Genomic DNA, 13,911 nt, shown 5'->3' with positions numbered 1-13,911 from the left:
GGTCCGTCGGGCCTGCCGAAACCACCAACGCGGGGCGGATGACCCGCCCGCTTCCCGCCGAGTCCATGTGGGATCCCTCCAAACGGCCCGGATCGCCGTTGGTACCCGGCACAGACTTCTGCGCGGGCGCCCCGCGGGTGCCGGAGGACGGCGGAGCACGCGTTACCGTGAGCCGTGCCCACCATCAGCAAGGTCCTCGTCGCGAACCGCGGCGAGATCGCCGTCCGCATCGCCCGTGCCTGCACCGACGCCGGTATCGCCTCCGTCGCCGTCTACGCCGACTCCGACCGGGACGCGCTGCACGTGCGGCTCGCGGACGAGGCGTTCGCGCTGCAGGGCCAGCGCGCCGCCGACACGTACCTCGACGTCGACAAGCTGCTCGACGTCGCGCGCCGCTCCGGCGCGGACGCGGTGCACCCTGGCTACGGCTTCCTGTCGGAGAACGCGCAGTTCGCGCAGGCGGTCCTCGACGCCGGCCTGGTGTGGATCGGCCCGCCGCCCGCGGCGATCGAGTCCCTCGGCGACAAGGTGAGCGCGCGGCACATCGCGCAGGCCGCCGGCGCGCCGCTGGTCCCGGGCACCCCCGACCCCGTGAACGGCGCGGACGAGGTGCACGCCTTCGCCGCCGAGCACGGCCTGCCGATCGCGATCAAGGCGGCGTTCGGCGGCGGCGGCCGCGGCCTCAAGGTGGCCCGCAGCGCCGACGAGATCGACGAGCTGTATGAGTCCGCGGTGCGCGAGGCCGTCGCGGCGTTCGGGCGCGGCGAGTGCTTCGTGGAGCGCTACCTCGACCGCCCCCGGCACGTGGAGACGCAGTGCCTGGCCGACACGCACGGCAACGTCGTGGTGGTCTCCACCCGCGACTGCTCGCTGCAGCGGCGCCACCAGAAGCTCGTCGAGGAGGCGCCCGCGCCGTTCCTCACCCCGGAGCAGGAGGCCGAGCTCGACCGGGCGTCGCGGGCCATCCTCGCCGAGGCGGGCTACGTCGGCGCCGGCACCTGCGAGTTCCTCGTCGGCACGGACGGCACCCTGTCCTTCCTCGAGGTCAACACCCGTCTCCAGGTGGAGCACCCGGTCACCGAGGAGATCACCGGCATCGACCTCGTGCGCGAGCAGCTGCGCATCGCCGCCGGCGAGCCCCTCGGGTACGACAGCACCTCCCCGCGCGGCCACTCCTTCGAGTTCCGCATCAACGGCGAGGACCCGGCCGCAGGCTTCCTGCCGTCGCCCGGCACCGTCAGCACGCTGCGCTGGCCCAGCGGCCCCGGCGTGCGCGTCGACACCGGCGTCGTCGAGGGCGACACGATCTCCGGCGCGTTCGACTCGATGATCGCCAAGCTCATCGTCACCGGCGCCACCCGCGAGCAGGCGGCGCAGCGCGCCCGCCGCGCGCTGCGCGAGCTCGAGGTGGCGGGGATCCCCACCGTCGTGCCGTTCCACCGCGCCGTGATGGACGCCGAGGACTTCGTCCCGAGCGACGGCTCGCCCTTCCGCGTGCACACGCGCTGGATCGAGACCGACTTCGCGGACGAGCTCGGCAGCCTGGCCCCCGCGCCGGCGTCGGTCCCCGACGCCGACGACGCGGCCGACGAGCAGCTCGCCGAGCGCGTCGTCGTCGAGGTGGGCGGCCGCCGGCTCGAGGTCGTGCTGCCCGCCGGCCTCGGCGTCGCCGCGGGCCGCGCGCGACGCGCGAACGCCGCCCGCCGTCCCGCCCGCCGCAACGGCTCCCGCGCGTCCGCCGCTGCGAGCGGCGCGACCCTCGCCTCCCCCATGCAGGGCACCATCGTCAAGGTCGCCGTCGAGGACGGCGCCCAGGTGGCCGAGGGCGACCTCGTCGTCGTCCTCGAGGCCATGAAGATGGAGCAGCCGCTGCTCGCGCACAAGGCCGGCACCGTGCGGTCCCTGTCCGCCGCCGCCGGCGCGACCGTGACCGCCGGCGCCGCGATCTGCGAGATCGTCGACTAGCCGGACCGTCGGCCATCGGTGCCGGGCCCGGCGCCCGCCGACGCGCGGCCCGGCACGACGGGCTCGCGGCCCGGCGTCGACGCCGCGACGTCGCGCGCGTCGGCCCGGCCGCCGATCGCGCGCAGCGCCGCCAGGATCGCCACGAGGTCCACGACCTCCTGGAGCAGCGCACCCACGGTCGCCGGGATGACGCCGAACGCCGCCACCGACATGAGCCCGACGCTCACGGCGATCCCGATCCAGATCGACTGGAGGGCGATGCGGACCGTGTCGTGCCCGATCCGCACGGCCTTCGCGACCCGGGACAGGTCGTCGACGAGGACGACGACGTCCGCCGACTCGCTCGCCGCCGTCGTCCCCTTCGCCCCCAGGGCGACGCCGACGTCCGCCGCCGCCAGCACCGGGGCGTCGTTCACGCCGTCGCCGACCATCATGACCGGGCGCTCGGCGATGTCCTGCACCTCCTGCACCTTGTCGGCCGGGAGACACTCCGCCCGCACCCGGTCGATGCCCAGCTCCGCGGCGACGTGCCGCGCCGTCGAGGCCGCGTCGCCCGTGAGCATCCGCACCTCGCGCACCCCCAGCCCGTGCAGGGCCGCGAGCGTGGCCGCGGCCTCGCGACGCACCTCGTCCCGGGCGAGCACCGTGCCCGCGAACCGCCCGTCGACGGCGACGTAGACGGCAAGCTGGCTCGGGGCGAGCGACGCGGCCGTCGCCTCGGGGGCGAGCCCGCGCACGAAGGCGAGCTTGCCGACCGCCACCTGCCGCTCCCCGATCGTCGCCACGACGCCGTTGGTGGCCTCCTCCCGCGCGTCGCCGGCCTCGCCGAGCTCCAGCCCGCGCTCCTGCGCCGCCCGGATCATCGCGCCCGCGAGCACGTGCGAGGAGTACTGCTCTGCCGACGCGACGAGGCCGAGCAGCTCGTCCTCGTCGAACCCGGCCTCCGGGCGCACCTCGTCCACCTCGGGCGTGCCCCGCGTGAGCGTGCCCGTCTTGTCGAAGACGGCGGTCCGGACGCGTCCGAGCTGCTCGAGCACGCCCCCGCCCTTGACGATGACGCCGTTGCGCGACGCACGGCTCATGCCGCCCAGGAACGCGACCGGCGCCGCGATGAGCAGCGGGCACGGGGTGGCGAGCACCAGCACCTCGGCGAACCGCACCGCCTCGCCCGAGAGCGCCCACGCCACCGCGCCGAGCGCCAGCGAGAACGCCGTAAAGGGCACCGCGTACCGGTCCGCGAGGCGCACCACCGGCGCCCGGCTGGCGCTCGCCTCCGACACGAGCGCGACGATGCGCTGGTACTGGCTGTCCGCGGCGGCCGAGGCGGCGCGGACCGTCACCGCCACCGGGCCGTTCACCGACCCGCTCAGCAGCTCGTCGCCCGGGTGCTTCTCGACGGGCAGGCTCTCCCCGGTGAGGGACGACTCGTCCATCGACGTCGACCCGCTCACGAGGATCGCGTCGACCGGGACCAGCTCGCTCGGGCGCACGAGGAGCTCGTCGCCCACCCGCACGTCGCCCACGGGGACGTCGGTGATGTCGTCGCCCTCCATGCGGTGCGCGCGCTGCGGCGCGCGCGACAGCAGTGCGTCGAGCTCCCGCTTGGCGCGGTGGTTGGCGTAGTCCTCCAGCGCGTCGCCGCCGGTGAGCATGAGCACGACGACGAGCGCCGCCACGTACTCCCCCACCGCCACGGTCGCCACGATCGCGGTGATGGCGAGGACGTCGAGGCCGACGTTCCCGCGCAGCAGCTGCCGGACCATGCCCACGGCCTGCCAGACGGCGATCGCGAGCGCGTAGACGCCGAACAGCCACGACACCGCCGCCCCCGCGCCGCTGAGCCACAGCCCGATCCCGACCAGACCGACCACGACCGTGAGCGCGACGGCCCAGTACGTCCGCGCGAGCTCCTGCCAACGACTCATCCCGCCATCCTGCCCCGGTCGTGGGCGGGGCGCGGCTCGACGGCTGTCCCCCTGCTCACGTCGCCGTGGCCACGTCACGTCGCCGCGGGTGCTCCTTCTGGAGGCGGGGCGCCGTCGGGCCGGGCCAGCGGCGCGCGCAGGAGGAGCCCGAGGCCGCCCTCGAACGTCACCCCGGCCAGCCGCGGGCCGCGGGCCACCTCCACGAAGTGCCAGGGCCGGTGCAGCGCGATCGACGCGAGGTTGCGGGAGTTGACCACGAAGAAGACCTCTGGCGCGCGAACCGCCACCCAGTCGATCCGTGCCTGCGTGAGCGCCGTCGCGACGCCCCGCCGCCGCAGGCGTGGGTCGACCGTCACGCCACCCAGGTAGTGTCCGGCGGGGGCCGGGTCGGTCACCGCGGTGCGGAGCGACGTCTGGCCCCAGCCCACGACGGCTCCACCGCCCGGACCAGGCTCGACGTCGAGGCCGAGGTCGCGGGCGAGGTCGGGGGCGAGGTCGGGGGCGATCGTGGCGACGAGGACGCACCGGTCCTGGTCGCCGACCGCCCGCCGGTACGCGTCGGGACGGACCGCACGGCTGGCGCGCAGCCCCACGGCCGCCATGGCCTCGACGTCCGACTCCACCGCGGGGCGCACCGTGAGCGGGACGCGCTCACCCCCGCCGTCGGGTTCGTACGCGGCGAAAGACACGACGAACACCCTAGCCACGGAGACCCTGGCCACGGACTCAGCCCGACCCTCCGCCGTCGTTGTCCACAGATTGCCGGGAGGCTCCAGAACACGCGTTCGAACGTCGCTAGGCTCGGGGGATGACGACGACGCTCCCCGACTCCGCGACCGGCACCTCCGCCGGCACGCCTGCGGGTCGCGCGAGCGGGCCGGCTGACCTGAACGCGGCGGCGGAGCGGCTCGCCGCGATGCCACGGTCGTGGACCCCGTCGATCAGCGAGCTGCTCGAGGAAGAAGGACGATCTGGCAGGGGCGGGCCCGGCACTGAGCCGCAGCACCCTGCCTCCTCGAAGCAGCCCTCGTTGGCCGACCTGGACCGGGTGCTCGACGAGCTCGCCGAGAACGACGCCGAGATCGCTACCCTGCACGCCCACCGCGCGGTCCTCCTCGCACAGGCAACGGGCCTGGCCGAGGCCCTGGAGTCCGACCTCCTCGCCGACGACGACCCCGCCGACCCGACCGCCCGCCGGGCACCCTCCGCCCGGCGGCTCGAGCTCGCCCGCCGCGCCGTCACCACCGAGATCGCCACCACCCTGCACCTGGGCGAGCACGCCACCGGCACGCTGGTCGACCACGCCGTGGCGTTGACCGGCAAGGCCCCCGCGACCCTGACCGCCCTCAGCGCCGGCCGACTGTCCTGGGCGCATGCCACCGCCATCACCACACACCTCGCCGACCTGACCTCCGACGAGGCCGCACATGTCGAGCACACCGTCCTCGCCGCCGTCATGACAGCCGAGGTCAACCCCGACGACGCCCCCGGCACCACCGCCGGCACGGTCTCGTGCACGCCCACCCAGGTCGCCCGCCGCGCCCGCCGAGCCCGCGAGACCGCCCACCCCACCCCGCTCGACGTCCGCCACCACGAGGCCGCCCTCCGGCGCACGGTCTGGCTCGAGGACGACCACGACGGCATGTCCTGGCTCGTCGCCCACCTCCCCGCACCCCTCGCCCACGCCGCCTACGACCGCCTCACCCGCACCGCCCGCCACCTCACCACCAACAACGACGCTGGCAACGGCGCCGGCCGCGCTGGTGGCACTGGCGGCGGAGACGGCATGGGCGGCGGCCGCACCCTCGCCCAAGCCCGCGCCGACACCCTCACCGCGCTCCTGCTGGACGACGGCACCCTCGACCACACCACCGCGCCGGGCGGGACCCATGAGACGACCCATGACACAAGGCCAGTCGACGGCCGTCCGCACGACGACCCGAGCCCCGATCCCCCAGACGAAGCGCCCGACCTGAAATGCACTCAGTCGGCGATCGCGACGCTGGCGCGCTCCATCCGCCCCCAGGTCACGGTCACGGTCCCGGTCCTGACGCTGCTCGGCATCACGGACGCCCCGGCCACGATGAACGGGCACATCCCCATCGACCCCGACACCGCACGCACCCTGACAGCCCTCGCCCCCTCACTGCGGCGGATCCTGACCCACCCCGAGACCGGCACCGTCCTGTCCGTAGGGCGCACCACCTACACCACCCCCGCCGACCTCAAGAACCTCATCCGCCACCGCGACACCACCTGCCGCTTCCCCGGCTGCACCCACCCCGCCACCCAGTCCGACCTCGACCACACCACCCCCTGGGCCACCGGCGGCACCACCAACGCCACCAACCTCGCCGCACTCTGCCGCCGACACCACGTCCTGAAACATCAAACGACATGGCAGGTCAGACAGGTGAACACGGCGGCCGGCACCGGCCCCCACCGTCAACCACCCGACTGGGGCGGCACCCTCGAATGGACCTCCCCCACCGGACGCCGCCACACCACCACGCCCGAGCCCATCGACACCACCCGACACCGACACGCGCCCCACGGGCACGAGGTCCCCGACCACGCGCTCCCCGACCCGGGTTTCGACGACCCACCGGACGTCTCACCCGCGGTCCCACCGTTCTGAGCCACGCCCCCAGGACCCCCTACCTGTCAACGCCACCCGTCGTGAGCGAGGCGTCGTGAGCGGCGCGTCGTGAGCGGCTGGCGCGGTCAGGCGTGACGGGCGCGTCGACCCAGGCTCAGGTGGTGGCGGGCTCCTCGTCGGCGTCCGCGGTCGCAGGGCGCGCGATGGCGGCGAGCGACCGGCGCGCGGACGGCACGGACAGGACGGCGAGGACGAAGGCGACGAGCAGCGCTCCGGCGACGACGAGCAGCACCTGCACGGAGTACCGGTCGGCGAGCGGGCCGAAGACGACCATGCTCAGCGGCATGGCGACGGTCATGACGATGCCGACGAAGCCGAAGACGCGGCCTTGCATCTCAGGGGCGACGGTCTCCTGGAGGATGGCCATGCTCGGGGCCGACATCAGAGTGAACGACACCCCGATCAGCAGCCCGAGCGCGAAGAACACCCACATGTTCGTGGAGAGCCCGAGCCCCGTCGTGAACACGCCCGCCGCGAAGGTGGTGCCGACGATCAGCGCCACCCGGTTCGTGACGCGAGTGCCGACCAGCGCCATCGCGAGCCCGCCGGCCAGCATGCCCGCCGCCCAGAACACCTCGTTCGTGGTGAGCTTCCAGACCTCGTCGCCGAAGGTGCGGGTCACCATGAGCGGCGTGAGGTACGACGGCGCGCCGATCAGCACCATCGTGGTGGCGAAGATCGTCATGAGCCACCGCACCGCCGCGTGGCCGCGGATGTAGCGCACCCCGGCCACCAGGTCGCCGAAGTAGGTAGGCCGCTCCCCCGCGGCACCGGCACCGCCCTCCGTGCCCGCGGTCCCAGCGGCGTCGTGCCGCACCAGCCGCGGCACCCGCACGAGCAGCAGCATCCCCACGCCCAGCAACGCGGTGACGACGTCCACGAAGAACACCGCGACGATGTCGAAGCTCGCGTAGATGGCGGCGGCCAGCACCGGGGCGAGCAGCATCATCCCGGACTGGATGGACTGGTTGATCCCGTTGATGCGGATGAGCTGGGCGGTCGGCACGATCTGCGGCACCATCGCGTTCACCGCGGGCGTCTGGATGCCGGCGAACGTGGAGCGCACCGCCAGCGCCACGTAGATGATCCACAGGTCGTCGACACCGGACAGCATGAGCAGCGCGAGACCCAGCGTGATGGTCGCGATCGCGCTGTCCGCGCCGATGATGAGCAGCTTGCGCGAGTGCCGGTCGGCCCACACGCCACCGAAGATCGACATGAACGCCTGCGGCAGCATGCCGAACACGATGCTGAGCATCAGCACCGACCCCGACCGGGTGACGATCGTCAGGTGCCACATCACGGCGAACTGCACGAGCATCGACCCGAGCAGCGAGACGGTCTGGCCGGTGAGGAAGATCGCGACGTTGCGCTTCCAGCCGGGCATCTCGCCCTCGGGCCCGGTCAGGGGCACGGCCGGGAGCGCGGTCTCGGGCGCGGTGGTCACCTGGTCGTCGTCCATGGGTGCAGATGACGGTCCGCGGGAGCTGAAGTCATCGGTGCCGGCGTCGCTCACCCGGCAATCGTCGCCTGTAGCCTGGCCGCGTGCCCAGCCCATTCCCTCCGCGCGAGACGCTCCACCGGCACCCCGGGGACGGCTGGGTGACCTGCGGCGACCACCGGCACTGGGGCCTGCACGGTGCCGCGGGGCTGCTGCTCGCCCGCCGCGCGACCGCTGGCCGCGCGACCGACCAAGGGACCGGCGCCGGTCCTGTCACCGACGTCGTGCTGCAGCACCGCGCACCGTGGTCGGACCAGGGCGGCACCTGGGGCGTGCCCGGCGGCGCGCTGGCGCCGGACGAGACCCCCGTCGACGGCGCCCTGCGCGAGAGCCTCGAGGAGGCGGCCGTGCCGCCCCGCGCCGTGCACGTGCTGGGCACGCACGTCCTCGACCACGGACCGTGGGCCTACACGACCGTCCTCGCGGACGTCGTGCCCGGGGCCGACGTCGCGCCGTCCGCCGCCGACCCGGAGAGCCTCGAGGTGCGGTGGGTGGCCGTCGACGACGTCGCGGCCCTCCCCCTGCTGCCCGCGTTCGCCGTGGCCTGGCCGACGCTGCGCGCCCGGCTGGACGCGGCCGGTCTCGGCCGATGACGCGCGGCCCAGGCCTGTGACGAGCGACGTCAGCCGCTGAGTCGCGGGCTCAGTCGACGGCCTGCGGGCCGGACTGGCCGTGCAGTACGCGCGCGGCCTCCGCGATCGAGCCCGACAGCGACGGGTAGACGGTGAACGCGTCCGCGACGTCGTCGACGGTGAGCCGGTGCGCGACGGCGAGGGTGATCGGGAAGATCAGCTCGCTGGCCCGGGGGGCCACGACGACGCCGCCGAGCACGACCCCGGCGTCGGGGTGCGCGAAGAGCTTCACGAAGCCGTCGCGCATCCCGAGCATCTTGGCGCGCGGGTTGCGCGCCAGCGGGAGCGTGGTGGTGACGTAACGGTGCCCCCGCTCGCGCAGCGCCTGCTCGCTGAGGCCGACGGTCGCGATCTCCGGGCCGGTGAAGATGTTGGCGGCGACGCGGCCGAGCTTGAGCGGCGCGACCGCGTCGCCCAGGGCGTGCGACATCGCGATGCGCCCCTGCATGGCGGCCACGGAGGCCAGCGGCAGGACGCCCGTGCAGTCGCCCGCGGCGTACACGCCGGGCACGGAGGTGCGCGAGACGCGGTCCACCTCGACGTGCCCGCTCGCGGACAGTCGCACGCCGGCCTCCTCGAGGCCGAGGCCCCCGGTCGACGGCACGGCGCCGACGGCGATGAGGACGTGGGAGCCTTCCACGACGCGGCCGTCGGACAGGGTGACGGCGACGCCGTCGGCGGTGCGCTCGGCGGACGCGGCGCGCGAACGGGACATGACGGTCATGCCGCGGGAGCGGAAGACGCCCTCGAGCAGCTCGGCGGCGTCCATGTCCTCGCCGGGCAGCACGCGGTCGCGCGAGGAGACCAGCACCACCTGGGAGCCGAGCGTCTGGTACGCGCCGGCGAACTCCGCGCCGGTGACGCCCGAGCCCACGACGATCAGCTTCTCGGGCAGCTCGGTGAGCCGGTACAGCTGCGTCCACGTGAGGATCCGCTCGCCGTCGGGGACGGCGGTCGGCAGCGTGCGGGGCGTGGCGCCCACGGCGAGCAGCACGGTGTCAGCGTCGAGGGACGTCGTCTCCCCCGCCGCGCCGTCGACCACGACGCGCGACGGCCCGTCGAGCCGACCGGTCCCGGCCACGATGTCGACCCCCTCGCGCTCCAGGCGCGCGTGGATGTCCCGCGACTGGGCGTCGGCGAGCGCGAGCACGCGGGCGTTGACGGCCTTGAGGTCGACGAGGTCGCGCCGCTCGCCGGCGGGCGCCTCGCCACGGACGCCGAGCTCGGGGCCCTGCTCCGCGGTGGTGAACCACTCGGCGGTCGCGATGAGGGTCTTGGACGGAACCACGTCGGTGAGGACCGCGGCGCCGCCGAGGCCCTGGCGCTCGACGACGGTGACGCGGGCACCGAGCCGGCGGGCCACGAGGGCGGCCTCGTAGCCGCCCGGGCCGCCGCCGACCACGACGACGTGCGGGGCGCGGGGGTCGGTCTCGGGGATGCCGGGGGTGGGGGCGATCGAGGAGGCCGGGGTGTCCGGGGCGGTGTCCGGGGAAGGGGTGTTCACGGAGGGCACGGGGGCCATTGTGTCAGGCCGCCGAGGGGCCCGCGCCGACGCGGCGCGGGGACCCCGCCCGGACTACCCTCGGGACCATGAGCACCACGAGCCGCAGCGTCGGGGACCTCGACGACCCGACCACCGACCCGTTCGACGTCGCCCGCGCGGCGGCCGACCACATCGCCGAGGTGACGGGGGTGCCCGGCCACGACGTGGCGCTGGTGCTCGGCTCCGGCTGGGGCGGCGCCGCCGAGCTGCTCGGCGACGTCGTGGCCGAGATCCCGACGCACGAGATTCCGGGCTTCTCCCGCCCCGCCGTCGTCGGGCACGCGGCCACCACCCGCTCCGTGCGGGTCGAGCGCCCCGACGGCGCCGTGCGCCACGCGCTGGTCATCGGCGGCCGCACCCACCTGTACGAGGGCAAGGGCGTGCGCCGCGTCGCGCACGGCGTGCGCACGGCCGCCGCCGCCGGCTGCGAGACGGTCGTCCTCACCAACGGGTGCGGCGGCCTGCACATGGCGTGGCGGCCGGGCCAGCCGGTGCTGATCCGCGACCACATCAACCTCACGGGCACGTCGCCGCTCGAGGGCGCGACGTTCGTCGACCTCACCGACCTGTACTCCCCGCGGCTGCGGGAGATCGCCCGCACCGTGGACCCCGAGCTGCCCGAGGGCGTGTACGCCCAGTTCCACGGCCCGCACTACGAGACCCCGGCCGAGGTGAAGATGGCCGGGCTGATGGGCGCCGACCTCGTCGGCATGTCCACGACGCTGGAGGCCATCGCCGCGCGGCACGCCGGCCTGGAGGTGCTCGGCGTCTCGCTCGTGACGAACCTCGCCGCGGGCATCAGCCCGCAGCCGTTGTCGCACGAGGAGGTGCTGGAGGCCGGCCAGGCCGCCGGCCCGCGCATCAGCGAGCTGCTCGCCCGCATCGTCACGGCCCTGTGACGCCCCGCGAAGAGACCCGCGAAGAGAGAGGTCAGCGATGAGCCTGGACACCGACGACCCGGCCTTCGAGCCTGCCGCGCGGTCCACCGACCTGTCCACGCTGCTCGACCAGGTGGAGCGCTGGATCCGGTACGACGTCGACGACGACGACAAGGCCGAGCTGTCCCGCCTTGCCGAGCAGACGTCGTCGCCGCGCGCGAGCACGCGCGAGCACGCGGTGAACCTGCTGCGCGACCGTTTCGCCGGCAGCCTGCAGTTCGGCACGGCGGGCCTGCGCGGCGCGATGGCGCCGGGCCCGAACCGCATGAACCGCGCGGTCGTGACGGCGGCCGCGGCCGGCCTCGGCTCCTACCTCGCGGCGCAGCTGGGGCCGGGCGTGGCCCCGCGTGTGGTCGTCGGGTACGACGCGCGCGAGCGCTCGTCGACGTTCGCGACCGACACGGCCGCCGTCCTCACCGCGGCCGGCGCCGAGGTGCTGCTGCTGCCGTCGGCGCTGCCCACCCCGGTGCTCGCCTTCGCCGTCCGCCACCTGGACGCCGACGCGGGCGTCATGGTCACCGCGAGCCACAACCCCGCGCGGGACAACGGCTACAAGGTCTACCTGGGCGGCCGCGTCGTGACCGACGCCGGCCAGGGCGCGCAGATCGTGCCGCCGCACGACGCGGGCATCGCCGAGCGCATCGCCGCCGCCGGGCCCGCGTCGGGGGTGCCGCGAGTCGAGTCGGGCTGGACCGTCCTCGGGCGCGACGTCGTCGACGCGTACGTCGCGTCGGTGCACGCGCTCGCCGAGCGGGCCGGCACGTCCACCGGTCCGGCGGAGCGGGCCGCGCTGCGCGTCGTCACGACGTCGCTGCACGGCGTCGGCGGCAGGGTCCTGGCCCGGGTGCTCGCCGACGCGGGCTTCACCCACGTGCAGCCCGTCGAGGAGCAGCTGCACCCCGACCCCGCCTTCCCCACGGTCCGGTTCCCGAACCCCGAGGAGCCCGGCGCCATCGACATGGCCGTCGCGCTCGCCGAGGCGCACGCCGACGTGGTCATCGCGAACGACCCCGACGCGGACCGGTGCGCGGTGGCCGTCTACGACCCGAGCCACGGCACCCACCAGGGCGCCGAGACGGCCCGCTCGCACGGCTGGCGGATGCTGCACGGCGACGAGGTGGGCGCCCTGCTCGGGCGCGAGGCGGTGCGCCGCATCGCGCGGGGCGACGTCGCCCCGCCGGACGGCCCGGACGGCGCCGGCCCGGTCGTCGCCTGCTCGGTGGTGTCCTCCCGCGTGCTGTCCTCGATCGCCGTGCGGTACGGCGTCGGGCACGCGACCACGCTCACCGGGTTCAAGTGGATCTCGCGGACCCCGGGCCTCGTCTTCGGGTACGAGGAGGCGCTGGGCTACTGCGTGGACCCGGCGCAGGTGCGCGACAAGGACGGGCTCAGCACCGCGGTCCTGGTGGCACTGCTCGCCGCGCGCGAGAAGGCCGCGGGGCGCACCCTCGTCGACGCGCTCGACGACGTCGCCCGCGAGAACGGGCTGTTCGTCACCGACCAGCTGTCCGTCCGTTTCGACGACCTGTCGAAGATCCCCGAGACGATGGCGCGGCTGCGCTCGGCGCCGCCCCGCACCCTCGCCGGGGCCGGCGTGGCGCAGGTCCTCGACCTCGGCGACGGCATCGACGGGCTGCCGCCCACCGACGGCATCGTGCTGCTCGGCGCGGACGACACCCGCGTCGTCGTGCGGCCCAGCGGCACCGAGCCGAAGGTGAAGTGCTACCTCGAGGTGGTCGAGCCGGTCGCGTCGGACGCGTCCGCGATCGACATCGGCCGGATGCGGGTCGCGGCGCACAAGAAGCTCGACCGGATCAAGGCGGACCTCAGGACCGCGCTGGGTCTGTGAGCCCCGCGTCGTCCGTGAGCTTCGCGTCGTCGGTGAGCCCCGCGCCGTCGGTGAGCTCCGCGTCGTCGCGCTCGATGGCGGCGGCCCAGTCGCGCTTGCTCGCGCGCCAGCCCTCGTCGTCGCTTCCGCGGCGCCAGTAGCCCGAGGCCGACAGCAGCTCGCGCGGCACGCCGAGCTGCGTGCGCACCCAGCGACGCAGGTCGCGCACGCACCCGGCCTCGCCGTGCAGGAAGACGTGCGGGGCGCCGGCGGGGAACTCCCCGGCGGCGGCCCGCACCGCGTCGGCGAGGCCGTCGCCCGCATCGCGGTGCACCCACGTCACGGTGAGGTCCGCGGCCGACTCGAGCGGCTGCTCGTCCTGCGGCCCCGGCACCTCGACGACGGCGTGCGCGACGGCGCCGGCCGGCAGGGACTCCACCGCGGCCGCGATCGCGGGCAGCGCGGAGTCGTCGCCCACCAGCAGGTGCCACGGCGCCGCGGGGTCCGGGGCGTACGCGCCGCCCGGGCCCAGGAACGTGACCGGCTCCCCCGGCCGCACGCGCGTGGCCCACGGGCCGCCCACGCCCTCGTCGCCGTGCACCACGAGGTCGAGGTCCCACTCGGTGTCCCCCGACGTCGAGCCCGACGTCGAGGCCGACCCGTCTCGGACCGCGCGCACCGTGTACGCGCGCACCAGCGGGCGCCCGTCGGCCAGCTCGCCGAGCACCAGCTTCACGTAGCTGTCCGTGTGCGCCGTCGGGTCCAGCGAGGCGAGCTCGGGGCCCGTGAGCGTGACCCGCACCAGGTGCGGCGAGAGCCGGCGCACGGCCGAGACGGTCGCGTGCCGCGGGGTGCGCTTGCGGGCGGGAGGAGCGGGGGTGCCAGCGGAGGTCTCAGCCGTGTCGGTCATCACCAGCAAT

Annotated in this window: 10 protein-coding genes; 5 read left to right on the top strand and 5 right to left on the bottom strand. The window is 75.0% G+C overall.

Translation table 11 applies throughout. From position 1 onward, the window contains the following. Nucleotides 1-174 precede the first annotated feature (174 nt). A complete protein-coding gene (locus ACFWDO_RS00510) occupies nt 175-1,965 on the top strand; it encodes a biotin carboxylase N-terminal domain-containing protein (protein ID WP_380318350.1) in 1,791 nt (596 codons plus the stop codon). Here the strand turns inward: ACFWDO_RS00510 and ACFWDO_RS00505 are convergent. Further along, nucleotides 1,962-3,890, bottom strand: a complete 1,929-nt coding sequence (locus tag ACFWDO_RS00505; protein ID WP_380318347.1) for a heavy metal translocating P-type ATPase — start codon at nt 3,888-3,890, stop codon at nt 1,962-1,964. The genes ACFWDO_RS00510 and ACFWDO_RS00505 overlap by 4 nt on opposite strands. 74 nt (nt 3,891-3,964) lie before the next feature. After that, the gene (locus ACFWDO_RS00500) at nt 3,965-4,579 is read right to left on the bottom strand and encodes a GNAT family N-acetyltransferase (RefSeq protein WP_380318344.1); all 615 of its coding nucleotides are present in this window, start codon (nt 4,577-4,579) and stop codon (nt 3,965-3,967) included. A gap of 119 nt (nt 4,580-4,698) precedes the next feature. On the opposite strand from ACFWDO_RS00500, the gene ACFWDO_RS00495 reads away from it, so the two are divergent. Then, nucleotides 4,699-6,528, top strand: coding sequence for a DUF222 domain-containing protein (locus ACFWDO_RS00495; RefSeq protein ID WP_380318341.1), 1,830 nt, complete (start codon nt 4,699-4,701; stop codon nt 6,526-6,528). A 115-nt stretch (nt 6,529-6,643) separates the two neighbouring features. Here the strand turns inward: ACFWDO_RS00495 and ACFWDO_RS00490 are convergent, their stop codons facing one another. Beyond that, nucleotides 6,644-8,011: an MFS transporter gene (locus ACFWDO_RS00490; protein WP_380318338.1), complete on the bottom strand. Its 1,368-nt coding sequence runs from the start codon at nt 8,009-8,011 to the stop codon at nt 6,644-6,646. Nucleotides 8,012-8,094: 83 nt separating this feature from the next. Between ACFWDO_RS00490 and ACFWDO_RS00485 the strand changes: the two genes are divergently transcribed. Then, on the top strand, nt 8,095-8,643 hold the full coding sequence (locus ACFWDO_RS00485; RefSeq protein WP_380318335.1) for an NUDIX domain-containing protein: 549 nt from the start codon (nt 8,095-8,097) through the stop codon (nt 8,641-8,643). A 49-nt stretch (nt 8,644-8,692) separates the two neighbouring features. Here ACFWDO_RS00485 and ACFWDO_RS00480 read toward each other — a convergent pair whose 3' ends face one another. Next, nucleotides 8,693-10,138, bottom strand: coding sequence for an NAD(P)H-quinone dehydrogenase (locus tag ACFWDO_RS00480; protein ID WP_380318408.1), 1,446 nt, complete (start codon nt 10,136-10,138; stop codon nt 8,693-8,695). Nucleotides 10,139-10,272: 134 nt separating this feature from the next. On the opposite strand from ACFWDO_RS00480, the gene ACFWDO_RS00475 reads away from it, so the two are divergent. Further along, entirely contained in the window at nt 10,273-11,124 is an 852-nt protein-coding gene (locus ACFWDO_RS00475) for a purine-nucleoside phosphorylase (RefSeq protein WP_380318332.1), read from the top strand. Between the two features lie 37 nt (nt 11,125-11,161). Beyond that, entirely contained in the window at nt 11,162-13,012 is a 1,851-nt protein-coding gene (locus ACFWDO_RS00470) for a phospho-sugar mutase (RefSeq protein WP_380318329.1), read from the top strand. Here the strand turns inward: ACFWDO_RS00470 and ACFWDO_RS00465 are convergent. Continuing rightward, nucleotides 12,990-13,901, bottom strand: coding sequence for a siderophore-interacting protein (locus tag ACFWDO_RS00465; RefSeq protein ID WP_380346739.1), 912 nt, complete (start codon nt 13,899-13,901; stop codon nt 12,990-12,992). The two genes, ACFWDO_RS00470 and ACFWDO_RS00465, sit on opposite strands and share 23 nt — an antisense overlap. Between the last annotated feature and the right edge of the window lie 10 nt (nt 13,902-13,911).

The organism is Isoptericola sp. NPDC060185 (genome assembly GCF_042728595.1).
GTDB lineage: Bacteria > Actinomycetota > Actinomycetes > Actinomycetales > Cellulomonadaceae > Isoptericola.
The sequence above is the reverse complement of the archived record's forward strand: the minus strand, read 5'-3'. Positions and strand labels throughout refer to the sequence as shown.